Origin of the sequence: Synoicihabitans lomoniglobus (assembly GCF_029023725.1) — a bacterium.
Taxonomy (GTDB): Bacteria; Verrucomicrobiota; Verrucomicrobiia; order Opitutales; family Opitutaceae; genus Actomonas; species Actomonas lomonigloba.
In genome coordinates this window covers 1,798,510-1,822,732 of record NZ_CP119075.1, presented here as the reverse complement: position 1 = coordinate 1,822,732, position 24,223 = coordinate 1,798,510, and the positions used below count along the sequence as shown (strand labels likewise).

Here is a 24,223-nt window from a genome sequence, read left to right as displayed (position 1 = left end):
CATGACTACGGTCTGCACCGCGCCCCTCGTGTCGTTCCGGCAGGTGTCCTACGCCTATCCGCGTTCGACCGAACCTGTGCTGCGCGATATCACGCTCGATATCGCGCCCGGCGAAATCATCGGATTGCTCGGTCCCTCCGGCGCGGGCAAAACGACGCTCTGTCTGGCGCTCACCGGCATCGTGCCGCAGTTTTATCGCGGTCGGTTTTTCGGCCATCTGACGGTCGCCGCCCACGACACGCTCGATCACCCGATTCACTCCCTGTCCCAGGCGGTGGGTCTCGTGTTGCAGGATCCCGAATCGCAGCTCGTCACCGCATCGGTGGAACACGAAGTGGCCTTTGCGCTCGAAAACGCCGGCCTTCCCGTCGCGGAAATCCATGAGCGCGTCGCCCGCGCCCTTGCCGCCGTGTACCTCACCGACTGCGCGCATAAACATCCGCACGACCTCTCCGGCGGCCAGCAACAACGCCTGGCGTTGGCCGCGGCCCTCGCCTTGCGCCCGCCGTTGATCGTGCTCGACGAGCCGACCTCGCAACTCGATCCCGCCAGCACGACCGAGGTCTTCCGGTTGGTGCGCGAACTCAACGCCACGCACGGCACGACCTTTGTCATCGCCAGTCACGCCAGCGAGGAGATGGCCACCTATGTCGACCGCGCCATCGTGCTCGACGCCGGCCGGATTGTCGCCGATGGACCGGCGTCGAAAATTTTTGCCCACACGGCTTTGTTTTCTCGTCTCCATCTGCGGTTGCCCGAAGTCACCGCCACCTTTTTGCACCTGCAACGTGGTGGCGAGTATCCCGCCAATGCCACCTTACCGGTGACCCATGCGGCCGGATTGGCAGCGATCCAAACGCTGCCGCCGGCCCATGCATTCACGTTACCGCCTGCAGCCCCGCCGGACCGCGGCGTGCCGATCCTGGAATTGCGCAACGTCACTCACACCTACGCGGATGGCACGACGGCCCTGCGCGGCATCGATGTGCAGATCCCGCGCGGTGAGTATTGCCTGATCATCGGACAAAACGGCGCCGGCAAAAGCACCCTGCTGAAACACTTTCTCAATCTGCTGCAGCCCACCTCCGGGGAGGCATTGATCGACGGCGTGCCACTGCGCGACTTCAAGGTCTCCGCGCTCGCTCAACGCATCGGCTATGTGCCGCAGAACCCCGACCGCCAGCTCTTCAACGCCACCGTCGAAGCCGAGGTCGGGTTCTCCCTGCAAGCGACCAACCTCGACCCCGCCGCCCGCCAGGCCCGGCTCGACGAAGCGCTGGAGGCCATGCAACTCGTTCACCTGCGTCACGCCCATCCGTTTTCGCTCTCCAAAGGAGACCGCGCTCGTGTCGTTATCGCGGCGGTGCTGGCACTCAAGCCCGAGGTGCTCGTCTTCGACGAACCCACCACGGGGCAGGATGCCGCCGGAGCCCGTGCCATCCTCGACCTCACGCAGGAACTCCATGCCCTTGGCCATACCATCGTGATCGTGACGCATCACTTGTATTTAATGCCCGACTACGCGCACCGCGTGCTGGTGATGGGTCACGGTCAACTCCTGCTCGATGCCCCGATTCGTGACGCCTTTCACGCCATCGACGTGTTGGCGTCCACGTCCGTCGCCCCCACCCAAGCCGTCGCGCTCGCGCGTGCTTCGCACCCGGACAATCGAGCACTCACCCCAGCCGAGCTCGCGTTGAGTTTTGCGCCCCCGCGTTCCCGCCCATGAGTGCGCCGGCATTTCAAGCGGTCACGCGTCGCACCGCATTTTCGAATCTCGATTTCCGCGCCAAACTGGCGGTATTTATCGCCGCGACGATCACCGCCGCCATGTGGAGCAACCCGTGGCTCAACTTCGGCCTCGCCACTGCCGTGGCCGCGACCTGCGGACTCGTGGGAATTCCCGGCACCTATCTGCGATTGATCGCCAAGGTGATGACGCCATTTTTCATCATCCTGCTGATCACCCACGGTTTCTTCAATGTGCAGCACGTGCAGCGGCTCCTGGGAAGCCGCGACCTTACGCCCTGGCTTACGTTGCCTGCCGATTGGTGGATCGGCGGCGGGGCGGTGCTATCGCGCGAAGGCGTGCTCTTCGGTATTAACGCGGTGGGCAAAAGTATCACCTTCCTGCTCCTCGTGCCGCTCTGTGTTTTCACGACGGACCCCAACCACCTGGTCGTGAGTCTGGTGCGATTGCGTGTGCCCTACAAACTCGCGTTTGTAGTGACATCAACGTTGCGGTTTTTCCCGCTCATTTTCGATGAGATCCAAGCGGTCATGCAAACGCAGCGCCTTCGCGGGTTTGCCCCCGAAGAACTGTCCGCCCCGCGCCGGGTGCGCATCTACGCCAAGGTCGCGGTTCCCGTTATCCTCAGTGCCCTGCACAAAGCGCAACAAACCGAAGTCGTGCTCCAAGCCAAAGGCTTTTCCGGCAGCGCCGACCGCACCTATCTGCACACCGCCGAGTTGGGTGCAAAGGACTGGGCCGCAATCACTGCAGCCGCCCTCGGCCTCATCGGAGCAATCTGGCTCACCGCCACCGGCCTCGCCCAATTCCACGGCTAAAGGTAGGGCGGTTTCGCCGAAACCGCCGAACGCAGTTATCATGGTCATCGGATAGACAACCCACCAATTCCACGCTGGCGCGCTCGGCGAGCACGCCCTACCTCGATCCGATGTCCGATCCCCAGCCCGCCAACGGATTTATCGCTCATCACCAAATTTTTACGGTTCCGAAGGTAGGGCGGTTTCGCCGAAACCGCCGAACGCGGATATCATGGTTACACACCAATTCCACGCTGGCGCGCTCGGCGAGCGCGCCCTACCTCTAACGAATGTCCGACCCCGAAAGCGAAGCCGTCGATCTTCCTCCTCGGCGGAAAATACTGGGACATACGCCACCGGCATGGATCGGTTCCGGAGCCACTTATTTTATCACGATCTGCACGATACCGCGGAAACTCAATCAACTGGCGATCGACTCAACTGCGAACGCGATTTTCGAAGCCGTCACGCACCGCCATGAGCATCACCGGTGGCACTGCCGTTTGATGCTCCTGATGCCGGACCACCTCCACGCGCTGATTGCATTTTCGTCGACGACCACCATGAAATCCGAGGTTGCCGGATTCAAGCGGTTCGTCGCCCGACACACCGGGGTCACGTGGCAACGCGACTTCTTCGATCACCGTATTCGCGACGCCGAAAACCTGCAGGAGAAGGCCCGCTACATCCGACAAAATCCCGTTCGCGCTAAACTCGTGAAACACCGCAAAGACTGGCCCTACATCTGGTCAAGGTAGGGCGGTTTCGCCGAAACCGCCGAACGCGGCTATCATGGCCAAAGCTATGACGTCCCCACCAATTCCACGCTGGCGCGCTCGGCGAGCACGCCCTACCCGACTACTGCAGTTTGGCTGCTTTCGTCGCGGCGAGAAACGCGATCAGTTGCGCGAAATGTTCGTCCTCGAAATCCGGATGCCTCGGCATGATTGTCTCCGGATAAAACTGCTTGGGATCACGGACCATTTTCCGGAAGTAGTCGGCGTTAACCGTGGCGTGCACTTGCAACAGCATGAACGGTCGTTGCGAGACATTCCCCCCGGTTTCCCCGGGACCTTGATGGCAATTGTTGCAGCGCGCCAAAAACAGGTCGCGGCCGTCAGCCGCATCACCGGAAAGCTCCGCCAGTGCTCCTGCAAAAAACGGCGCGTAACGCTCCGCCTCATTCGCCGCCGCGATTTCCACGATCTGCGTCGCTGAGATCATCCCGAAGGGCGTGGCGTCCACAAAATCCGGTCGATCGTTTGGGCTCACGAAGGCGTAGTATGGAGCCATCGGTTCGATCCCCAAAAAGGTGGGCCACCCTTCGCCGTCGCCGGGAGCACGTCCTTGATAATAGAGAATGAGGAACGGGTTTTCCGATTCGATCAGCGCCTGCGGCATCCACGATTCCCAACGGTCACCGCATTTCAATACGAGGCCGTCACTCGCCTCGCCCCAGCCCAGCGCGTCGATCAAGGACTGCAGCGGCAGCACGGTCATTTCCACGGGTTTAGCCGTGGGCCAAATCCGGTCGGTCACGGTCTTGACCCCGGGCAACTTCGCCAACGCGCTGCGAGCGATAAAACGGATTTCGCCTGCCGGCACGTTCACCCAGGTTCCGGATACGGCCAGGTCATCGTCGGCCGTGGGGGCGGTGGTGAGTTCCAGACCCGCCGCGGCCACCGATCCAATCCCCATGACCACACTTGCAATCATCCCAAAACATCCCTGCTTGAAGCGCTTCAACATGTCGTCCCGGGGAGCACCGCACATGCCACGACAACGTGGTGCCAGACTCCGCCCAAATTCACCAGCGCCGACGGCACGGGACGCGCTCTATTCTCTTTTTTCATGCCAACACCTGGATTTGTCGCCCTCTCCGAAACCTTGCTCCAAGAGCTGCGCGCCATCGTCGGCGACGATCACTTCGTCATCGATGACTCGGGACTGAGCACGCTCTCCAAAGACTTCTATTGGTATTCGCCGGTGCTGCGCGATCGGTTGGAAGACCGGTTGGCCGCCGCCGCGGTCCGAGTGACCACTATTGACCAGTTGCGTGCCGTGGTCGCACTCGCTGCGACCGCCCGCGTGCCTCTCACCATGCGCGGCGCGGCCACCGGCAATTACGGCCAAAGCGTGCCGCTCTACGGCGGTCTGATCGTCGATCTCAGCGGCATGGATCGCATTATCGACCTCTCCGAGGGTGTCGTCACCGCGGAACCCGGTGCCCGTCTCGCCACCATTGAAAATCAAGCGCGCCCGCTGGGTTGGGAACTGCGGTGTTATCCGTCCACGTGGGTTAAATCCACCATCGCTGGTTTCGTCAGCGGGGGCTCCGGGGGCATCGGCTCGATTTCGCACGGTGGCCTGCGCGAGCCCGGCACCATCAAGCGTTTCAAGATTATGACGATCGAGGAAGAACCGCGCATCCTGACGCTCGACGAGACGGAAACCATGCGCGTCTTCCACGCCTACGGCACCAACGGCATCATCGTCGAGGTGCAGCTGCGACTCGCCCCGGCTTATCCGTGGCAGCAACTCGTCATCGCTTCGACCAATTGGGACCCGTTGCTCGATTTCGCCGCCGAAATCGCCGGCGATGCGACCGTGCGCAAGCGCCTTGTTTCCGTAATGGAAAATCCCATCGGCTCGTTCTTCAAACCGATCAAAAAGTTCTATCCGGCCGACCATCACCTGATCTTTTTCGAGGTCGACGAATCCAGCGCCGACGCCGTGGCGGCCCGCGCCGAGGCGGCCGGTCTGAGCGTGCCGCACCGCATTCCCTACCACTACCCGCGCAAGCCGCCGATGCTCTCTGACTACACGTGGAACCACACCACATTGTGGGCGCTCAAAGCCGACCCGGCCTGGACGTATCTGCAAAGCGGATTCGGGGCCAACTACCGCGAACAATTCCAACTGCTGCACGCGAAATTTCCTGGCGAAATCCTATTCCACCTCGAGTTCACTCGCGGCAACCCCAAGATGGGCGGAGCCAGCCCCACCGTGGCCTGCGGCGGCATTCCGTTGGTGCATTTCAAGAGCGAGGAGCGGCTCAAGGAAATCATCGAGTATTGCACGTCCATCGGCGTGTTCACCGCCAACCCGCACACGTGCTACATCGAGGAAGGCGGCCGCGACCAAGGCTACGACGTGCAGCTCGAACTCAAACATGAGGCCGATCCGCACAACCTGCTTAATCCGGGAAAAATGAAGCAAGCTCCGACGCCGAGGTTTGCCGTGCCGGGTTCGATGCCTCATTTCCTGTTCTCGTGATCGGACACCATCTGACCGACGCCTTCGATGGCGTTTCCCTCGAGTCCGGTGCCATCGCCACCATGCGCGACGGCACGCGTCTCATCGCCGACATTTATCGACCGACCGACGGCACCGGCCCCTGGCCCGTCCTGCTCATGCGTCAGCCCTACGGTCGCGACATCGCGTCGACCGTCGTCTACGCTCACCCCACGTGGTGGGCCCGCGAGGGCTTCCTCGTCATCATCCAAGATGTGCGCGGTCGCGGCGACAGTGAGGGCACCTTCTACACGTTTCGTAACGAAATCGACGACGGTGCGGATACCGTCGCGTGGGCCGCCGCGCTGCCCGGCAGCAACGGTCGTGTGGGCATGTATGGTTTTTCGTATCAAGCCTCCACGCAACTGCTGGCCGCCCTCGCCCGGCCGCCCGCGCTGAAAGCACTGGCGCCGCACATGACGGCGTTCGACTTGTATTCGGGTTGGTTTTACCGCGACGGGATTTTGCAACTCAGCACCACGATCGGCTGGGCCAGCCAGATGCTGCGCGAGGACGCCCGCCGCACCGAGGCCGACAGCGCCGCCGCCCTCGATACCAACTGGCTCAACGCCGGCCGCTTGAGCAGTGCCATGCCGCTCACGGACGCGCCCCCTTTGGCCAACGAAGATGTGCCAAGCTACGGCATCGACTGGATTCGTCACCCGACCAAGGACGCTTATTGGGAGGAGTTCGACTTGCTCGCCCGGGTCGCGGAACTGGCCGTGCCCATGTTTCATCTCAGCGGCTGGTATGACTTTTACCTACGCGGTTCGGTGGATGGTTTTCGCAAGATGGCCGCGACGCATCCCGGCCAGGTTCTGCTGGCGGGTCCGTGGCAACACATCCCGTGGGGCGAACACGTCGGCGGCCAGGATCTCGGTCCCGCCGCCGCGCCCGCCATCGACGCCATGATGGCCGCCTGGTTTCATCATTGGCTCGATCACGAGGTTCCGGTCGGTGCAGCGCCGTTGCCGCCGGTGCGTTATTTTGAACTCGGCTCCAACGCATGGAAAGAGGCCACTGCCTGGCCTCCGCCGGCGTCCCAGCCGCGCGAGTGGTTTTTGTGCTCCGGTAAACGGGCGAACTCGCGCTATGGCGATGGTGCACTGTCACCGGATGGCCCCGCCGGTCCCGAGGACATGTTCACTTACGACCCGGAGGTTCCGGTCGTGGCTCCCGGGGGCAATCGCGGCGGCAACGTGGCCTTCGGACCGCACGACCTGGCTCCCCAACAGGAAGGCAACAATTTGCTGGTCTACACCTCGTCCCCACTCGATACCCCGCTGGTCATAGCGGGGGATCCGCGTTGCGTGCTGCATGTTTGCTCCAGTGCTTCGCATACGCATTTTGTGGTGCGCTTGTCTCGCGTTTTGCCGACCGGCGTCGCCCAGTTTCTTTGCCTCGGTGCCGCGTCTGTCATCGGAGCAGATACCCCAACCGGAAAAGAAATTTCCATTCAACTCGATCCCATCGCGGTCCAAATGGCACCGGGCGAAACCGTGCGCATCGACGTCGCCAGTTCCGCTTATCCGCTGCTCATTCGTTCGCCCAATCACGCCACTGATCCGGCGACCGTGAAAGCGCCCGGTGACTTCGGGCACGCTCTGCAGGTCGTCTACCACAACGACGCCCAACCATCGCGGTTGGTTTTACCCGTCCTGACCGACTGAACCGCTCCCGCCGCCGTCAGGGCGCGGCGCGGGCAAAGGCCTCCTCGATCAAACTGAAGTCCACCCAACGTTCCATCGGCGGCAAACTCGATTCCGGATGGGTGGCGAGAAATGAGGCGGCATTGGCTTGCCACGTGACCGGGCTCGTCGCGCCTGTCCGCTCATCCTCCGCCCACAGCAGCTCCGACATGAGTTTCAGCGATTCGGTTTGGTAAGTGAGATCAAGTGCCGGTGCGTAACGGGTGACCACCAGTTTTGCGGCCACTTCCGGTGCCGCCACCGCTGCCCGCCAACCCCGGTCCAACACTTGCAGAAACTTGACCAACGCCGCGCGATGGGCCGCCAGTGTCGCTTCACTGACGAACATCACCTGCGAGTAGGCCTTGTGTCCGAAATCTTTGTAGCGCAGCGCGTCGACGGCGTGCCCGGCGGTGAGCATGTGCACATATTCGTCCACGTAGTAGGCCTGCTTGGCGTCGACTTCATCGCGCAACAAAGGCCCGTTACCGTAATCCGCTTCGCCGATTTCCACTTTCGAGGCATCGACTCCGCTATACGCCAATATCGTGGCCAGCGCTTCATGTCCGTCGCCGTGCACCGCCACGCGCAGGCCGACCAAATCCGCCGGCGTGCGGAGGTGATGGTGAGACTTGGCCACCAGACACAACGGCGACGCTTGAAACATCGCCCCTATCGCCACCAGCGGTTCGCCCGCCGCACGGCCCGTCAAAAACAACCCACTCTCGATCGATCCAATCGTATGCTCAGATGCCGCCACCTTCGCCGCCAAATCACCATAACCGTCGGGCAGCGGCCTGATTTCGAGATCAATGCCCGCGTCGCTGAACCAGCCCTCGGATTGCGCCCACAGCACACCGGCGAATTGCACATTTTGCACCCCCAGATCGAGTTGCATGACCAATTGCGTCGACTCCGCCCGCATGGGCAGCGCCAACGTCGCAATACCCCACCACGCCACGGCGAGCGTTCGCCGGACCATCCCCCAATTACCAACGCCGATTCCAAGGTGTGTCCGAGCACAGTTCCAAGTCATAACCCTCCCCGCTGCAAACGGCGCACCATCTGCGTCCGCTACCATCGACAAAATCTGGCACATTTGTCCCCGCTTTACGCATGAAACTTGCTCATGGCATTTACGACCGATCTGCTCGCCTCGGTTGTGCATGGCAAGCGCCCTGCTCTCCCACCGCCCTACTTTGACCTCGCTGAACGAACCTGCATGACGAATCACACCGCCATCGTAAAATTTGACCACGTTGAGAAACGCTACGGCGATGGACCGGTTATCTTGGATCAAATTTCCTTCGCGGCCAAACGGGGTGACTTCATTTCCCTGATCGGTCCCAGCGGTTGCGGAAAATCAACCATCCTTAAACTGATCTCGGGGCTCAACCCGATCACGTCCGGCGTGGCTTCGGTCGAGGGCGTCAGTCCCGAAAACGCCGCGCAGGAACTCGCTTTCGTTTTCCAGGAGCCCACCTTGCTGCCGTGGCTCAATGTGCAGCGAAACGTCGAGGTGCCGCTCAAGCTCCGGGGCGTGGAATCCACCAAACGCGCCAAGATCGCGCTGCAATGTCTCGACCTCGTCGGCCTCGCGGGCCGCGCCACCTACTACCCGCGTCAGCTTTCGGGCGGGCAAAAAATGCGCGTATCGATCGCCCGCGCCCTTTCGTTGTCGCCGAAAATCCTCCTGCTGGATGAGCCGTTTGGCGCGCTCGACGAGATGACTCGAGACCATCTCAACGAGGAGTTGCTCGGCATTCGCGACCAAAAGGCCTGGACCGCATTTTTCGTCACGCACTCCGTCGCCGAAGCGGTGTTTCTCTCCAACCGCATCTTCGTGCTCAGTGCCAATCCCGGTCGCCTGCATCGCGAGATTCCCGTCGACCTGCCGTATCCGCGCACCGAGGAGACCCGCCAATCGCCGGACTATCAACGACTCGTGGCCGAGGTGTCCAAACTCCTGCGTTCGGTCGAAAACGCTCAACCCTGATTGCCCGTGCCCAAACCACGTTACCTCACCTACCTTTTGCCCGCGTTGACCGGTTTGGTCTTCATCGGTCTGTGGTATGCGGCGCGCGCCGGCCTGGGCGAGGATCGCCAGTTTCTCCTCCCCGCCCCTCATCAGGTGCTGGAAGCCTTTCGCGACAACGGCGCGACCTTGTGGACCGGCACCGTCAACACGGCCAAGGGAGCCATGGTCGGGTTCGGCTTGGCCGTCACCGGCAGCTTCGTCTTCGCCTTGATCCTGTCGCTCACGCCGTTGGTGCGATCGAGCCTCTACCCGTATTTGATGATGTTGCAGATGACCCCCGTCATCGTGCTGGCCCCGATTCTCGTGCTGTGGGCCGGCCCAGGTCTCGCCAGCGTCAGTATTATCACGTTCCTGATCTGCTTCTTCCCCATGGTGGTCAATACCACGCAGGGCTTGATCTCCACCGATCGGAATCTCGTGGATCTTTTCACGATGTGCAAAGCCACCAAACGCCAGGAGATTCTGCTGCTGCGCGTGCCGGCCGCGCTGCCTTACTTTTTCACCGGCCTGCGCATCGCCGCCACGCTCGCCCCGATCGGCGCCATCGTCGGCGACTACACGGCGGGCAACTCCGGAGCCGACGGCGGCGGACTCGGTTTCCTGACAATCATCTACAGCTCGCAATTCAAAATGGCGGCGTTGTTCGCCACCGCCTTCACCGGCTGCGCGCTGGGATTTGTATTCGTCGCGGTCGTCGTCTGGTTGAGCTGGCTCAGTCTCCACAAGTGGCACGATTCCTTCAGCAATTCCGAACAATGACTCGCCTCTCTTCCCTCTGCGCGACCGCTGCCGCGGTCCTGTTCGCCGCCGGCTGCGGCAAGTCGCCGCCGCCTACCACCCAAACGGATGACGGTTCCACCATCACCGCGATCCGTTTCCAAACCGATTGGTATCCACAAGCTGAGCACGGTGGGTTTTATCAGGCACTCGCGACCGGCGGCTACGCCGAGTCCGGGCTCGACGTGACGATCCTGCCGGGTGGTCCCGGACCGACGGCCACGACCAAACTCGCCAGTGGCGCGGCCGATATCGCCATGGGGCGCTCCGACGACATCATGCGCAACATCGCCGATGGCCTGCCGTTTGTCATCGTCGGCGCGTTTATGCAGCACGACCCGCAGGCACTCTTGCTGCACGCCGCCAACCCCGTGACCCGGTTCGAGGACCTCGACGGCAAGACGATCATGGCCATTCCCGGCTCCAATTGGATCAACGTGCTCAAGGCGCGCTACCAAATCGATTTCAGCATCATTCCCACCAATTTTGGGATCGCTCAATTCATGGGTAACCCGGAATTCATCCAGCAATGCTTCGTGACCAACGAGCCCTTTTACGTCGCGCAAAACGGAGCGAAACCCAAGACCATGCTGCTGGCCGACACCGGCTTCGATCCCTACCGCGTGATCTTTACGAAGAAGGCGTTTTTACGAGACCATCCCGAAGCGGTGAAAGCATTTGTCGCGGCCTCCACTGCCGGCTGGCGGGACTACATTGAAGGCGATTCCCAACCCGGTAACGCCCTCATCCAGGCGCGCAATGACCAGATGAGTGACGCGTTCATCGCGTTCAGCATCCAAACCATGCGCGACAACGGACTCATCGGCGGCAACCCCACTACGACGGAAACCTACGGTCAGCTGTTGCTTTCCCGCATGGAGGCTACGATGGCCACCATGGTGGAGTTGAAACTGATCAGTCAGCCCCTTGATCTCAACGCGGTGGTCGCGTTCGACATGGTTGCCGAACTGCCGGCCCCATGAACCCACGACGCGCGCTGACGGCGATTCTGGCGCTCGTCGTTTTCGGTTCCCCCCTCACGGCGACAGAGGCACCGACCCGGGTGGTATTTTACCCCGGCTGGTTCGCCTCGGCTCAATTCGCTGGCGTCTTCGTCGCGCTCGAAAGCGGTCTTTATACCGAGGCCGGACTGACGGTGGAAATTCGCGATTTTTCCTACGGTCAAGATAGCACCGCCAACCTGCAGGCCGACCCGGAAACGTGCGCCATGGGGTCGATTGAAGGTTACATCCTGCTGCAGAAACTTGATCGCGGCGACGACCTCATCGCCTTCGCGCCCATGCTGCAACAAAGCCCGGCGGGCGTCATGAGCCTGACCAAATCGGGGGTGCATTCCGCTGCGGACTTCGCCCATCGACCAGTTGGGGTGCATGCATATGCCGATGCGTTGTTCGCGTGGTTCGCCCGCAACGCCGGACTCGCCCCGGACGCCACGCAATTTGTGCGGGTCGAGGATGACATCGCCGCGCTGCTCACGGGCGAAATCGACGCCATGCAAGGCTACGCCTCCGAAGAATTCGTGCGGCTCCGCGCCGCCGCCGCGCCACAGCCCGTGAACTTCCTGTCTTTCGCCGAGCTGGGATTCCCTTCGTATTCGGAAATTCTCTACACCACCCGGGAACAAGCCACAACCCACGCCGAGACCGTGGCGACGTTTGTGGAAGCAACGCGCCAAGGCTGGCGACGTGCCTACGAAGATCCCGTCGCCGCCGTCACCGCTATCGTCAAACACGCGGGTCCCGACGCGGACCCCGCCCATATCGCCGCCGCGTTGCGCGAATTACGCCCCTACGTAATGGGACCGGATGACTCCCCGCTCCCCACGATGGACCATCCACGATGGCAGCAATTGCAAGCCACGGCCCTGGAGATGGGCTTGATCAAAACGCCATCACCCGACCCCACCACCTGGCTGGCCCGGTAGGGCGTGCTCGCCGAGCGCGCCGTTCCATCAACCCAAGGCGGTTTACGGCGAAACCGCCCTACCCTTGGTCAACCACAGCGACGCCATCACCCGATCCCACCACCTAGCTGGCCCGGTAGGGCGTGCTCGCCGAGCGCGCCGTTCCATCAGCCCGAGGCGGTTTACGGCGAAACCGCCCTACCTTTGGTCAACTACAGTAATGCCATCACCCAACCCTGCCACCTAGCTGGCCCGGTAGAGCGTGCTCGCCGAGCGCGCCGCTCCATCAGCCCGAGGCGGTTTACGGCGAAACCGCCCTACCCTTGGTCCACCACGGCAATGCCATCACCCGACCCCACCACCTGGCTGGCCCGGTAGGGCGTGCTCGCCGTGTATCGTGCCGGGTTATGGGTAACAAGTGTGCCGGGTTGGAGGTTACAGTTTCCAAGGCATGGCAGGAAGGCCATGGCCTTCCTGCCATGCCTTGGATTACTAAAGATATGGTGCAATTACGGCGTGAGTTTGTCGCGCTATCCAAGTTGCGAGGAATCAGTTTCAGCGCGGCTTGTTCTCGTTTTGGTATTAGTCGAAAAACAGGATACAAGTGGGTAAATCGGGAAGCGCAGGGAGGTGCCGATGCGCTTATTCCCACCAAGCCTAAACCCGTTCGTCGTCCTAATCAGACCTCTTTGGCTATGGAGCAAAAATTCCTCGGGGTGCGCCAGGAGCAGCCTTCTTGGGGCCCACGTAAATTACGTCGCAGGCTCGAAAATACAGGGGTCTGTGATTTACCTTCCACCAGCTCGATCGGCCGGATTTTGCGCCGGGAAGAATGCATCGAGCCTGCCGAATCAGCCAAACATCGTCCTTGGCAACGCTTTGCTCGCGCTACTCCCAATGAGCTGTGGCAGATGGATTTTAAGGGACATTTTGCGATGCATCACGGTCGGTGCCATCCCTTGACCGTGCTCGATGACTGTTCGCGCTATTTGATCGGGTTGCGGGCCTGCGCGGATGAGCAAAGTGAGGGCGTGCGAAAGCACCTTGAAAACATGTTCTGCCGCTACGGGTTACCCATGTGTATCTTGTGTGACAATGGTCCCCCTTGGTCTGGTAACGGCCAGAAGTATACCTCCCTGAGCGTTTGGCTGCTCCAACTGGGCGTGCTCACCATCCATGGCCGTCCCTTTCATCCTCAAACCCAAGGCAAAGACGAGCGCTTCCACCGCACCCTCAAAAATGACCTGCTCAGGCGCCATGACTGGTCCGACTTAGATGCGTCACAGCAACGGTTCAATACCTTCCGACACACCTACAATCATGACCGTCCTCATGACTCGCTGAATCTGGATTGCCCGGCTCAACACTACCACCCGTCCACTCGCGCTATGCCGTCTGCGTTGCCGTGTGCCGAGTATGACTCCAGTGACTTGGTGCGTCGCGTGAAAAGCAAGGGCGAGATTACCGTGCGCAATCGGTTCTTCTACGTGGGCAGTGCTTTTTATGGTTTGGAGGTGGCATTGAGGCCCACTGCCACCGACGGCATCTTACGGGTCTACTACGCGGCGTTCCCTCTCGGTTTAATCGACTGTAAAACTCCGTCCCTGTTGCCCAAAGGTTCCTATCATCCTCTTGTCGCTGATACCTTGGACTCAAATCCGAAAGTGTAACCCCTAACCCGGCACACTTGTTACCCTTGACCCGGGTCCATACACGCCGAGCGCGCCGCTCCATCAGCCTGCGGCGGTTTACGGCGAAACCGCTCTACCCTTGTTCGGCGGTGATGAACGCGATGAGCGCGTCAAGTTGCTCATCAGTATAGTGGGGATGCGCCTCCATTTTGGCACTCGGCACGACACTCGTCGGACTACGCACGTAGGTGCGGAAATAGTCGGTATTGTATTTCGCATGTGCCGCCAAAATTTCAAACGGTCGCTGGCTCTTGTCGCCGCCCACCAAGCCTCCTGGTCCGGGGTGGCAACTGGAACACGAGTTGACCCAGATATCGCGCCCGACATTTCCGGCCGTACTCAGTTCGCGCCACTTGCCCGTATGCGCCGGAGCCAGCGCGGTGTTCAACGCCACGAACGCAATGCGATCGACGCCCCACGGCCGTTTGTGTCCGACGTCGAGAATCGCCTCCGTGCCCGGCACCACTTCGTCCGCCACACTGATCACGTAGGGACCGGGGTTAAAGTTGAGCCCCTCCGGTGGCCACTTATCCGGACCATCGCCGTTAATCCGCAGCACGACAAACGGTCGCTGCCGGGCGATAAACTCCGGCGGGTAGATCGAGAAGTAGCCGTCGGTGCACCACGCCAAGACTGTATCGGCTTGCGACGCGACCGGGAGCGCGCCCATGACCTGATCGAGAAATACCACCGTGACCGATTGCATGCCCGGAACAAATTCGCCCTCCAATTCCAGGACTTCCGTCGGCAGGGAATCCAAGTCGCTCCACGCCACGAAGCGGTCTTCGCCTGATGGCACGTCCGCGAGACCCGCCGTAATTTTCAAGTCATAAGGCGAACCCGCCGTCTTCGAAACCGCCAGTTGCGACGCAGCCCACAGGCCGCCCCCGGACATCAACATCAAAGCGCCGGCGAAGGCACTGAACCAATGGCTCCGTCCACGGAGCCCTCGAGTCGTAATACGCATAATCGAATGAGTTTAAACGACGCGGGATCTGACGGGGTCGAAGCAACCCGCGTAAGGTCTTCGACATGACCAACGCCTCCAATTGAACGCGGCCGCAGAGTTGCCAGCAAAACGAATGCCAGCCAACCTGCGCCATCCCATGAATCGGACCCGCATTTGTTTCCCCCTTCTCGCTTCGCTTCTACTCATCGGTTTTGGTTGCAGTCGTTCGAGTCCTCCGGACGCCGCCGCCGGCGACTCACCTCAACGCCTCCCCATGGTGGTGCAACTCGATTGGATCGCCGAACCCGAACACGGCGGCTTCTACCAAGCCAAGGCGAAGGGGTGGTTCGCCGAAGCGGGTCTCGATGTCCGCATCGACCAAGGCGGAGCCAATGCATTTGCCATGCAAAAACTCGCTGGCGGCCAAGCACAGGTGGCCCAAGCCGACAGCACCAACGTCATTCTCGCCATCGCCGAGGGTCTGCCGGTCGTCAACATCGGCGCGGTGTTTCAGAACGACCCGTCCGTGCTGATGCTTCACGCCGACAATCCGATCACTTCGTTCGAACAACTCGACGGCACCACGATCATGGCGCGTCCCGAGTGGGCATTTTTGCCCTACCTGCGCAAAAAATACGGCATCGATTTCAATATCATTCCTCAGAACTTCCAAGTCGCCAACTTCATCGCCGACCAGAACTTCATTCAACAGGGATTCTACATCGCGGAGCCGTTTTATATCGAGCAAGGCGGGGCCCAGAAACCGAAATTCCTCTACGCATGGGACGCCGGCTTCGACGCCTACACGGTCATCGTCGCCAACAAAAACTGGGCCGCCGCCCATCCCGAGCAGATGCAGGCTTTCATGGCCGCCTACATTCGCGGGTGGGAGGATTACCTCTTCGGCGACCCCACGCCCGCCCATGACTTGATGAAGCAGGTCAACCCCAAGAATTCCGACGCCTTCCTCGCCTACTCTCGGCAAATGATCATCGACGAAAAACTCGTCGTCGGCCGGGTCGACGGTGGCCCCGATCAAATCGGTCGCGTGAGCCTGCCGCGCTTCCAAACCCAGATCGAACAACTCGAATCGCTCGGCATCCTTCGCCCCGCCGGCAAGGTCACCACCGACCAAGTGGTATCTACGCGTTATCTACCGTGACATTTGAACACGGGCACAGGCTGAGCTGATTCAGCACACGATGCATCTCTACCGTCACGCTCGCGTGCCATGCGCGTGTCTGCCCTCCGCCGTGGCGGCTGCCCCGACCGACCCACGCGCCATCGAGCCGTGGACGGAATGCGATATTCTAATCGATGGACCCTTGATCGTCGGCGTGCGATCCGCCACCGGCTCCGTTGGGTTGGCTGCACCGCCCGACACCGCGCAGACCGATCTCGGCGGTCGGATCGTGTGGCCCGGTCTCATCGACGCGCACACCCACTTGGACAAAACCCACACGTGGGACCGCGCCCCCAATCCACGGGGAGAGTTTTGGGATGCCATTGAAATTCTCCGCCACGACGCCACCGCCCGTTGGACCACCGCCGATGTCTACCGCCGCGCCGAGTTCGGGCTGCGTTCGGCGTGGGCCCACGGCACCAACGCCGTGCGCACCCATCTCGACTCCGGCGGCGAACTCGGTGCGGAATCCCACGAAGTCATGGCGCAACTGCGCACGGAATGGCAGGGCCGCATCGCCTTGCAAACCGTAAGCCTGTGCAACGTCGCCGCCTTCTCCGCCGGCGAAGCCGATCGCGTGATGAAACTCACCCGTGATGGCGGGGCGTCGGCCATTGGTGGCTTTCCTCAACCCAATCCTGATCTTCCGGCGCAACTCGATTACCTGCTCGCCGCCGCCCGCGAACTCGAACTGGGGGTCGATCTGCACATCGATGAAAGTGGACTGGCCCAAGCCGAATGCCTGCGAGCCACCGCCGAAGCCGTGCTGCGCAATGAATTCCCCTACCCGGTCACCTGCGGCCACAATTGCTCACTTTCCCTTCACGAGGACGCCCGCGCCGCTTCGACCATTGATTTGATCAAACAAGCCGGGATCCAGCTCATTGTGCTCCCGCTGTGTAATCTCTACCTCCAGGGTCGCCAGTGGGACGAACAAGGCCATCCCCGCACACCACAGTGGCGCGGCCTCACTCGTATCCATGAACTCATGCAAGTCGGCCTCACCGTGGCCTGCGCGAGTGACAACGTGCGCGATGCGTTCTTCGCCTGGGGCGACTACGATCTGTTCGAGGTGTGGCAGGCCGGCGTGCGTGTCGGACATTTGGATACGCGCATGCACGCCGCCGCCGCCACTGTCACCACCGCCCCGGCCACCATCATGGGGTTGCCGCAATACGGACGCGTCACTCCCGGGTCTCCCGCCGATCTGGTCGTCTCGCCCGCCGCCACCTTCAACGAGTTTCTTGCCCGCCCCGCCGCGCCGCGCCGTCTCATTCACGGCGAGAGTTTTCGCGAATCTGAACCACCCGATTACCGCGAACTCGCGGCTCATTGATTTCCGCCGTCCGCCGCCTTCCGCACCACACCTCCCTTTCCCGCCATGACCATTCGACTCTGCAAAATCGCGCTCGTCGCCGCCGTCGCGCTCTTCCTCTTCATCGTCGTCCTCAACAACGCGTTTTTCGACTACGCTTCCAACTATGGCTTCGTGGAGCACGTGCTCGCCATGGACTCGCTCTTCTCGGGCGAAAGTCAGGTGTGGCGAGCGTTGCGTGATCCCACGCCCGGCGATGGCAGTTGGTGGTTTTATCACGCGTTTTACGTGACGATCATTCTGTGGGAAGCCGTGTCATGCGCCCTCTGCACTTATGGCGCTTTTCAACTCTTCCAACAACGCCGCGCGCCCGTCGTCGCGTTTCGCGCTGCCAAAAAATTCGCCGTGCTCGGCCTGACGCTCAGCATGCTGCAGTGGTTCGTGGCCTTCATCACCGTCGGCGGAGAGTGGTTTCTCATGTGGCAATCCAGCACCTGGAATGGCCAGGATGCGGCGTTTCGCATGTTCGCCTGCATCGGTATCGTGCTGCTTTTTCTGGCCGCTGCGGACGGTGAAAATGAATCTGACGCATAGTTAACGGGCGAAATCCCTTCGTTCGGGCTCTGAAATTTTCAGCTCGCCCCTCGCACGCGCAACCACTCACGTTGCGCGTTTTGCGTCTATCGACTCCCGTCGGTGCCCCGGCGCGCCCTGTCATCCATGCCATCATTTCGCTTCGCATCGTCGTCCTTTCTCACTGCCGTTCTCGCTTGGGCAACGCCATCCCACGCAATTGCTCAAGTCGTTGGAAACGATGAGCCTGTGACCGAACTGGCCGCCTTTATTGCCACGGAAACCGCCCTCGCAACTTCCGGCGATCTGCTGCCGACCTCGCGCCCAACCTCGTCGATTTTTGATACTCAATCCGTGCTCGATGCCCCGCGCTCGGTGACCGTGCTCACGCCCGAAATGTTGAAGCGATTCGATATTCAGGACTTCGACGATCTCGGCAAAATCGGTTCCGGCACCCAACAAACCAACTATTACGGCGTGCCCGGCTCGCCCATTCTCCGCGGCGCCATCGGCGGCGTCTATTTCGACGGCCTGCAACGCGCCTACCAGCGCAACGAGATGCCGTTGTCGTTCGGCGCCTTCGAGTCCCTCGACGTGGTCAAGGGTCCCGCGCCGTCGCACTTCGGTGCTGGTCAGGCCGGCGGCTATACCAATCTGATTCCCAAGACCCCCTACTTCGATCGTCGTCGCACGGTGCTCACGACTGAGATCGGCACCGACGATCACTACCGGGCGCAAATCGATACCGGCGCACCTTTTCTGCTCGGTGATCGTCCCGCCGCCTACCGCGTCTCGCTCACCGCGCAACTGGGCGGCACGCCCTACGACCGCGTGAACAACGACTTCGTGTCACTCTACGGCTCGATCAAAGTCCAGCTCGCCTCCGATTTGACCCTCTTCACCGGAGCCGAAGCCTTTCGCTTCAAGTCCAACGAAAACGCTGGTTGGAACCGCCCCACGCAGCAACTCATCGACGAAAGTCGCTACGTCATAGGCGAACCCATCAACATCGCCTCTTCCGCTTGGGACGGCCGCGCCAATCGCGACGCGATCTACACCAATACCGCGTTGGTCGTGCCCGCCGCGATCGTCGACGCCGCCGCCGCTTCCGACCGCATGACGCCCGCCCAGCGTGACGCCATGCTCAACCTGTCCGATCCGGCCGACCGGGCCATCGCTTACGCGGGTTTCAGTGCGGCTGATCTCGCCACCATCGACCAAACGTCGTCGGGTTATCAATACACGCCCGCTTACTTCGCCGCGGGCGGCACCGTCTTCACCACGCCGATCTCAGCCGGCACCGTGTTGGCATCCGACGAAGATTTCGCCGACGCCGACAACCTCCTTTACTTCGCCAAGCTCGTGCAACAGCGCGCCTCCGGCGCGACGCTCACCGGCCAGTTCTTGTTGGACTACATTCACACCAATAAAATCTCCACCTACGGCTACGCCGTGAGCACCGACCAACTCGTGCTCGAAGCCAAGATCACCCACCAGCAATCGCTAGATTGGCTTGATTCGAAACTAACGCTCGGAGCTTCAGCGCGTCACACCCACGCGACTCTGTTGCAGGATTTCTTCGACGAGCCGTTCAGCCGTCGCGACATCACCCGTCCCGCCGTCTCGGCCAATTCCGTTATCCCGGTGGGCTCCCAGACCGATCCCAATGGCGTCAACTTCTGGTCCCCCACCTCGCAAGGCGGTGCCAATGCCGAGTCGCGACTCTGGCAGACCAGCCTGTTCGGCTATCTCGAGAGCCACCCCACCGACACCCTCACGACCTACCTCTCCGTGCTCGCCACCCACGCGCCTTATCGCACGACTTACCCCGATGGCGTCGATCGCATCGCCGCCGACGACCCCGCGCGCGATCCCGTGTCCGACGAGAAAAACTACACCAGCTTCAGCTTCAGTCCCGTGTGGGCCGTCACGCCGCAAACCCGACTCTACGCCACCTTCCAATACGGCACCTCACTCGATCCCATCGACGGCGGAGCGATCGTCGGCAAAGGCAATTTTGCGGAGAATCAACTCGAGGAAATCGGCGTAAAAATGTCGCTCACTGAGGATACCCTTTTCGCGTCGCTATCCGCCTACCAATGGGAGCAAACCGCATTCAGCGTGCGCGACAACGCCGCTCAGGAACTCGAAGGTCGCGGGGTGGAATTCGAGCTCACTTACGCCCCTTCCGACACGTTCGCCCTCATCGCGTCAGTCGGCCACCAGCGCATCAACCGGCTCACGCCGCTCGGCTTTCGCTCCATTCCGTTGACGGAAGAACAATGGGCGCTCTACGGCGGTCAATTGACCAATAACTTCTCCGGCGTTTCCGCCGCCCCCGGCTACGGCCCTTATTCACGCCCGGACTCGAATCCAAATCTCGAATACCCCGGTGCGCCGCAAAATCAGGCCAAGCTCCACGCGCAGTTCGCCCTGCCCGCCGGATTCGATCTCGGCGTGTTCCTCATCTGGAGCGACGCCTACTGGCACAATTTCGATCGCACCATGCGCCTGCCGGCCACCACCGCCATCGACGCCCGCCTCAGCTACACGACCGACCACTGGGACATCGCCTTGCACGGCACCAACCTCACCGACGCCGACGTGTTCTACGGCGCCGAACCGGTGTTCTCCGCCAACACCCTGCTGACCAAAGCCCCCGGCCCCGGAGCCAAACTCGTCTTCACCCGACGTTTCTAGGGCAATGCACCTCGGTTTCATTTCCAAGGTGTAGGAGCGTGCTCGCGCGCGATCCCGTCTGCCTCTCCGCCATTCGGCCGCATTCATCGCGCGCCATGAGCCTTCACTCCGGCAGCGCGAAGGCGACATACGCGTCACCGCTCTTGGTGCCCATCTTGCCACCGCCGCAGGCGATGATGACGTATTGGCGGCCGTTCACTTCGTAGGTTGACGGGGTCGCATAACCTCCGGCGGGCAGCGGGTAGCGCCAGAGCTCGCGGCCCGTGGCGGCCTCGTAGGCGCGGATGTGTTCGTCTTTGCTCGCGGCGATGAAAACCAATCCGCCCGCCGTCACAATGGGGCCGCCGTAGTTCTCGGTGCCGGTCGGCGGAATACCTCGCGCCGTGAGCTCCGGCAATTCTCCCAGCGGGACGCGCCAAAGGTATTCGCCCGTGTTGAGGTCAATGGCGTTGAGCGTGCCCCATGGCGGGCGCACGGCCGGATAGCCATCGGGATCGAGGAAGCGGTTGTATCCGGTGTGCGTATACGCCGGGGCCGGGCGATCGACCTTGCCCTGGTCGCCCACGTAGGTTTGCCAGCCTTCTTCCTTGGGTGCGTTTCCCATCTCCGGATCGGCCTGGCGGGGCGGGCCGGTCTCACTTTGATCCAACAGGAAACCTACCACCGCCTGTCGCTGGCGCTCGGTGAGAAATCCCCACGGCGGCATCATGCCCCGTCCGTGAGTCACGACGTCCATGGTTTGATCGCGATTAAGCCGTTGATCGAGGTCTACCAGCGACGGGATTCCGGCGGCATTGCCTTGGCGGTCGACGCCGTGACAACCGGCGCAGTTTTGCAGATACACCTGCGCGCCTTCCGAGGTGCCTCCGCCGTTTTCAATCAAGGTGAGGATCCACGCCATTTCGTTGGCATTGACGTAAAGAATCCCGTTCGGATCGGTGGCCGCCCCGCCCCATTCCCCGCCGCCGTCGAAGCCAGGAAATACAATCGTCCCTTCTTTACTCGGTGGCGCGAACAGCGTGTGCGGACGCAGTCGGGCAAATTGATTGAGCACCGCGCGATGCGCTTCCGGCGTGCGATCCGTGATCTCGTTGGCCGTAAACAATTGCCGCGCAAACGGAGCCGGCATTGTGGGAATCGGCTGAGTGGGTGATGTGACTTCACCCGCCACGTCCGAGGATGGCACGGCCACTTCTTCAATCGGAAACAGGGGCTCGCCTGTCTCGCGATTAAACACGAACACATGACCTGATTTGGTGATCTGTGCCACCGCATCGATCTCCACGCCGTCGTGGGTGACCGTTAATAAATTGGGCGGGGCCGGCAGATCACGGTCCCAAATATCGTGGTGCACGAACTGGTAGTGCCAGACGCGCTCGCCCGTCTCGATGTTGAGCGCGAGCAGGCAATTCGCGTAAAGATTGTCGCCCACGCGATCGCCGCCCCAAAAGTCAAATGACGCCGAGCCGGTCGGCGCAAAGAGCAGCCCGCGTTCCTCGTCGACGCTCATGCCCGTCCACACATTAACTCCGCCCATGGAGCGCCACGCTTCGGCCGGCCACGTTTCGTGTCCTGGCTCTCCCGGTTGAGGAATGGTATGGAACGTCCACACCAATTCACCCGTCCGCACATTGTAGGCACGGATCGGTCCTGGTGCCGCTGGTGCCGGACCTTCGCCCAAGCGCATGCCCATGATTATGAGGTCACCATGCACGAGTCCGGGCGTGTTGGCTTGGATCGCAAAACCAGTCACATCGCGGCCCATGTCGGCGCCGAGGTCGACGCGTCCGCCCTCACCGAAGGATTCGATCAATTCACCCGTGACCGCGTCAACGGCCTGCAACCACTTTCCCGCGCCAAACAAAATGCGACGTGAACCGCCATCGCTCCACGTGGCCACGCCGCGGTTTACGCCCGTTGGTTCATGCGGGACGAACCGCCATTTTTCCTCGCCCGTCTCCGCATCGAGCGCGACCAAACGCAGGCTCGGCGTTGTGGCATAAATCACCCCGTCGATGACGAGCGGATTGCATTGGATCTGCGTGCTGTTGCCACGCGCATCGCCGGCGTGCCACGTCCAGGCGACTTCGAGCCCGGTCACATTGTCGGGCGTGATCTGATCGAGCAACGAGTATTGGCTCGAAGATGTGTCGCCGAGATAGGTCGACCAGTTGGCGTCACCGGCCAAAAGCAGGGTTCCAACCAACGGCGAGAGCAGCGCCGCAGTGAGCGCTCGAACGGGGTTTCGCATAACGATGAGCTCAGAGGATCGTTCACATGTCGCCAAGCTCCAAGCGCTTGGATGTCGGGCAATTCGCTGTCTTACCCTCAAAGTTAACTGGTGAACGCAAACGGACAGGTCTCCGAGCACTTGGACAAATCTTAGATCAAGTAGCTAGATGGCGTGTCGTAGTTGCATTGCAGTAAGACCGGCATTCACTCAGATTCACCCCGTAATCTTCCGGTGCCGCCCCGCGCCTGCTTTCGTCCCCTCCCCGTAACTCCTTTCGTTTTAGCCCCATGAAAGACCGACAAGTCTTAGCCGGTTCGTGTCCCGGAAAACCTTTGGATCTCCATGACCGCGCCGCCATGCGTGAGATCTTTTCCCGCAGTATTCTCGCGGCCGAACGTCAACGTCTGCGCCTCCGGGTGCCGCGGCTGGATGGCCTGTTGCAGAAGCACAAGGACATGCATTTCCACTTCCGCCCCGAGATCTTCATCCAGCTCCAGGGCACCACCGAATTCCGTTTTCCCAAAGAATCCATCACCCTGCTCCCGGGTGAGATGTTGATCGTGCCTGCCGGGCTTCCTCACGGCGAAACCATCTTCCGCGATGACTTCGGCAAGTTTCGTAATCTCGTGGTCGGCTTCTACAGCCATACCTTGAGCCTGCACTTCGCTCACGAGGTCGCGCCGCAACGGCCCGACATCGAAACGATCGAGTTCTTCGAAGCCGCCGACTTGGAGACATTCGTCTTGCTCACCAATCAGGTCGTGGGCGCCTACCACATGCAGAGCCCGGCGCGCGACGCGTTGTTAAAAGGACTCTCCATCGCCGTGCTGGGCATGTTTCAAAACCTCGTCGAAACCGGCGGCGGATCACTCGAGGGTGACATCGGCAAGGTGCTGCAGGTCAAATGGATCGTTCGCGAACAGTTTTCGAATTCTCGACTCAACGTGAAGTCGATCGCGGAACGCCTGCAGTGCTCCCCGGACTATTTGTCCTATCTATTCCACAACGAGACCGGCGAAAAGCTCATCCATTACATCCAACGCGTGCGCATCGACGGTGCAGTGATGGCGCTGGAATCCTCTCCGCTCTACATCTCCGAAATCGCCTACGCCTCCGGGTTTTCCGACCCCGCTTACTTTGCCCGGGTGTTCAAAAAGCATCGCGGCGAGTCGCCGGCCGATTTCCGGGAGCGGCTCGATCAACAACGGCAACGGCAGGAGGAGCGGCCCAAAACGATTTACTACGATCACGTCGACTTCACCGCCGGTTCGCCGGTGGTCGCGACGAGCTGAGTCATTCGCCGTCGCGTCA

19 protein-coding genes are annotated in these 24,223 nt (G+C 61.3%); 15 read left to right on the top strand and 4 right to left on the bottom strand.

Annotated elements, in window-relative coordinates:
* Nucleotide 1: 1 nt before the first annotated feature.
* The 3 genes from PXH66_RS07120 to PXH66_RS07110 all read left to right on the top strand — a co-directional run bounded on the left by PXH66_RS07120 (nucleotide 2) and on the right by PXH66_RS07110 (nucleotide 3,305).
* Nucleotides 2–1,729 (top strand): ABC transporter ATP-binding protein, encoded by a 1,728-nt coding sequence (locus tag PXH66_RS07120; protein ID WP_330927969.1) that lies wholly within the window; start codon nucleotides 2–4, stop codon nucleotides 1,727–1,729.
* Complete coding sequence (locus tag PXH66_RS07115) at nucleotides 1,726–2,568, top strand: energy-coupling factor transporter transmembrane component T family protein (RefSeq protein ID WP_330927968.1); 843 nt, start codon at nucleotides 1,726–1,728, stop codon at nucleotides 2,566–2,568. The genes PXH66_RS07120 and PXH66_RS07115 overlap by 4 nt, the downstream gene beginning before the upstream one ends.
* 269 nt (nucleotides 2,569–2,837) lie before the next feature.
* Nucleotides 2,838–3,305 carry an REP-associated tyrosine transposase gene (locus PXH66_RS07110; RefSeq protein ID WP_330927967.1) on the top strand — a complete coding sequence of 156 codons (468 nt, stop codon included), beginning with the start codon at nucleotides 2,838–2,840 and terminating at the stop codon, nucleotides 3,303–3,305.
* Between the two features lie 100 nt (nucleotides 3,306–3,405).
* On the opposite strand, the gene PXH66_RS07105 is transcribed toward PXH66_RS07110, so the two are convergent.
* Complete coding sequence (locus PXH66_RS07105) at nucleotides 3,406–4,245, bottom strand: c-type cytochrome (RefSeq protein WP_330927966.1); 840 nt, start codon at nucleotides 4,243–4,245, stop codon at nucleotides 3,406–3,408.
* Between the two features lie 153 nt (nucleotides 4,246–4,398).
* Between PXH66_RS07105 and PXH66_RS07100 the strand changes: the two genes are divergently transcribed.
* Nucleotides 4,399–5,823: an FAD-binding oxidoreductase gene (locus tag PXH66_RS07100; protein WP_330927965.1), complete on the top strand. Its 1,425-nt coding sequence runs from the start codon at nucleotides 4,399–4,401 to the stop codon at nucleotides 5,821–5,823.
* The gene (locus PXH66_RS07095) at nucleotides 5,820–7,511 is read left to right on the top strand and encodes a CocE/NonD family hydrolase (RefSeq protein ID WP_330927964.1); all 1,692 of its coding nucleotides are present in this window, start codon (nucleotides 5,820–5,822) and stop codon (nucleotides 7,509–7,511) included. Before PXH66_RS07100 ends, PXH66_RS07095 begins: the two co-directional genes overlap by 4 nt.
* Before the next feature lie 16 nt (nucleotides 7,512–7,527).
* Here PXH66_RS07095 and PXH66_RS07090 read toward each other — a convergent pair whose 3' ends face one another.
* Complete coding sequence (locus PXH66_RS07090) at nucleotides 7,528–8,511, bottom strand: ABC transporter substrate-binding protein (protein ID WP_330927963.1); 984 nt, start codon at nucleotides 8,509–8,511, stop codon at nucleotides 7,528–7,530.
* A gap of 147 nt (nucleotides 8,512–8,658) precedes the next feature.
* On the opposite strand from PXH66_RS07090, the gene PXH66_RS07085 reads away from it, so the two are divergent.
* The 5 genes from PXH66_RS07085 to PXH66_RS07065 all read left to right on the top strand — a co-directional run bounded on the left by PXH66_RS07085 (nucleotide 8,659) and on the right by PXH66_RS07065 (nucleotide 13,938).
* The gene (locus PXH66_RS07085; protein WP_330927962.1) at nucleotides 8,659–9,525 is read left to right on the top strand and encodes an ABC transporter ATP-binding protein; all 867 of its coding nucleotides are present in this window, start codon (nucleotides 8,659–8,661) and stop codon (nucleotides 9,523–9,525) included.
* 6 nt (nucleotides 9,526–9,531) lie between these two features.
* Nucleotides 9,532–10,326, top strand: coding sequence for an ABC transporter permease (locus PXH66_RS07080; protein WP_330927961.1), 795 nt, complete (start codon nucleotides 9,532–9,534; stop codon nucleotides 10,324–10,326).
* Nucleotides 10,323–11,327 (top strand): ABC transporter substrate-binding protein, encoded by a 1,005-nt coding sequence (locus tag PXH66_RS07075; protein WP_330927960.1) that lies wholly within the window; start codon nucleotides 10,323–10,325, stop codon nucleotides 11,325–11,327. Before PXH66_RS07080 ends, PXH66_RS07075 begins: the two co-directional genes overlap by 4 nt.
* Nucleotides 11,324–12,289: an ABC transporter substrate-binding protein gene (locus PXH66_RS07070; RefSeq protein WP_330927959.1), complete on the top strand. Its 966-nt coding sequence runs from the start codon at nucleotides 11,324–11,326 to the stop codon at nucleotides 12,287–12,289. Before PXH66_RS07075 ends, PXH66_RS07070 begins: the two co-directional genes overlap by 4 nt.
* A 458-nt stretch (nucleotides 12,290–12,747) precedes the next feature.
* Entirely contained in the window at nucleotides 12,748–13,938 is a 1,191-nt protein-coding gene (locus PXH66_RS07065; protein ID WP_330927958.1) for an IS481 family transposase, read from the top strand.
* A 94-nt stretch (nucleotides 13,939–14,032) separates the two neighbouring features.
* On the opposite strand, the gene PXH66_RS07060 is transcribed toward PXH66_RS07065, so the two are convergent.
* On the bottom strand, nucleotides 14,033–14,926 hold the full coding sequence (locus PXH66_RS07060) for a c-type cytochrome (RefSeq protein ID WP_330927957.1): 894 nt from the start codon (nucleotides 14,924–14,926) through the stop codon (nucleotides 14,033–14,035).
* Between the two features lie 139 nt (nucleotides 14,927–15,065).
* On the opposite strand from PXH66_RS07060, the gene PXH66_RS07055 reads away from it, so the two are divergent.
* The 4 genes from PXH66_RS07055 to PXH66_RS07040 all read left to right on the top strand — a co-directional run bounded on the left by PXH66_RS07055 (nucleotide 15,066) and on the right by PXH66_RS07040 (nucleotide 20,679).
* Nucleotides 15,066–16,070 carry an ABC transporter substrate-binding protein gene (locus PXH66_RS07055; protein WP_330927956.1) on the top strand — a complete coding sequence of 335 codons (1,005 nt, stop codon included), beginning with the start codon at nucleotides 15,066–15,068 and terminating at the stop codon, nucleotides 16,068–16,070.
* 40 nt (nucleotides 16,071–16,110) lie between these two features.
* Complete coding sequence (locus tag PXH66_RS07050) at nucleotides 16,111–17,427, top strand: cytosine deaminase (RefSeq protein WP_345784024.1); 1,317 nt, start codon at nucleotides 16,111–16,113, stop codon at nucleotides 17,425–17,427.
* A 45-nt stretch (nucleotides 17,428–17,472) separates the two neighbouring features.
* Entirely contained in the window at nucleotides 17,473–18,000 is a 528-nt protein-coding gene (locus tag PXH66_RS07045; protein ID WP_330927955.1) for a DUF2165 family protein, read from the top strand.
* Nucleotides 18,001–18,228: 228 nt separating this feature from the next.
* Nucleotides 18,229–20,679: a TonB-dependent receptor plug domain-containing protein gene (locus PXH66_RS07040; protein ID WP_330927954.1), complete on the top strand. Its 2,451-nt coding sequence runs from the start codon at nucleotides 18,229–18,231 to the stop codon at nucleotides 20,677–20,679.
* 103 nt (nucleotides 20,680–20,782) lie between these two features.
* Here PXH66_RS07040 and PXH66_RS07035 read toward each other — a convergent pair whose 3' ends face one another.
* The gene (locus PXH66_RS07035; protein ID WP_330927953.1) at nucleotides 20,783–22,930 is read right to left on the bottom strand and encodes an outer membrane protein assembly factor BamB family protein; all 2,148 of its coding nucleotides are present in this window, start codon (nucleotides 22,928–22,930) and stop codon (nucleotides 20,783–20,785) included.
* Between the two features lie 269 nt (nucleotides 22,931–23,199).
* On the opposite strand from PXH66_RS07035, the gene PXH66_RS07030 reads away from it, so the two are divergent.
* A complete protein-coding gene (locus tag PXH66_RS07030; RefSeq protein ID WP_330927952.1) occupies nucleotides 23,200–24,204 on the top strand; it encodes a helix-turn-helix transcriptional regulator in 1,005 nt (334 codons plus the stop codon).
* The last annotated feature ends 19 nt before the right edge of the window (nucleotides 24,205–24,223 follow it).

Excerpts from the sequence above, each read along its gene's own strand:
- PXH66_RS07120 (WP_330927969.1), top strand. The coding sequence starts at position 2 with ATGACTACGGTCTGCACCGCGCCCCTCGTGTCGTTCCGGCAGGTGTCC.
- PXH66_RS07115 (WP_330927968.1), top strand. The coding sequence starts at position 1,726 with ATGAGTGCGCCGGCATTTCAAGCGGTCACGCGTCGCACCGCATTTTCG.
- PXH66_RS07110 (WP_330927967.1), top strand. The coding sequence starts at position 2,838 with ATGTCCGACCCCGAAAGCGAAGCCGTCGATCTTCCTCCTCGGCGGAAA.
- PXH66_RS07105 (WP_330927966.1), bottom strand. The coding sequence starts at position 4,245 with ATGGGGATTGGATCGGTGGCCGCGGCGGGTCTGGAACTCACCACCGCC.
- PXH66_RS07100 (WP_330927965.1), top strand. The coding sequence starts at position 4,399 with ATGCCAACACCTGGATTTGTCGCCCTCTCCGAAACCTTGCTCCAAGAG.
- PXH66_RS07090 (WP_330927963.1), bottom strand. The coding sequence starts at position 8,511 with ATGGTCCGGCGAACGCTCGCCGTGGCGTGGTGGGGTATTGCGACGTTG.
- PXH66_RS07085 (WP_330927962.1), top strand. The coding sequence starts at position 8,659 with ATGGCATTTACGACCGATCTGCTCGCCTCGGTTGTGCATGGCAAGCGC.
- PXH66_RS07075 (WP_330927960.1), top strand. The coding sequence starts at position 10,323 with ATGACTCGCCTCTCTTCCCTCTGCGCGACCGCTGCCGCGGTCCTGTTC.
- PXH66_RS07070 (WP_330927959.1), top strand. The coding sequence starts at position 11,324 with ATGAACCCACGACGCGCGCTGACGGCGATTCTGGCGCTCGTCGTTTTC.
- PXH66_RS07065 (WP_330927958.1), top strand. The coding sequence starts at position 12,748 with ATGCCTTGGATTACTAAAGATATGGTGCAATTACGGCGTGAGTTTGTC.
- PXH66_RS07060 (WP_330927957.1), bottom strand. The coding sequence starts at position 14,926 with ATGCGTATTACGACTCGAGGGCTCCGTGGACGGAGCCATTGGTTCAGT.
- PXH66_RS07055 (WP_330927956.1), top strand. The coding sequence starts at position 15,066 with ATGAATCGGACCCGCATTTGTTTCCCCCTTCTCGCTTCGCTTCTACTC.
- PXH66_RS07050 (WP_345784024.1), top strand. The coding sequence starts at position 16,111 with ATGCATCTCTACCGTCACGCTCGCGTGCCATGCGCGTGTCTGCCCTCC.
- PXH66_RS07045 (WP_330927955.1), top strand. The coding sequence starts at position 17,473 with ATGACCATTCGACTCTGCAAAATCGCGCTCGTCGCCGCCGTCGCGCTC.
- PXH66_RS07035 (WP_330927953.1), bottom strand. The coding sequence starts at position 22,930 with ATGCGAAACCCCGTTCGAGCGCTCACTGCGGCGCTGCTCTCGCCGTTG.
- PXH66_RS07030 (WP_330927952.1), top strand. The coding sequence starts at position 23,200 with ATGAAAGACCGACAAGTCTTAGCCGGTTCGTGTCCCGGAAAACCTTTG.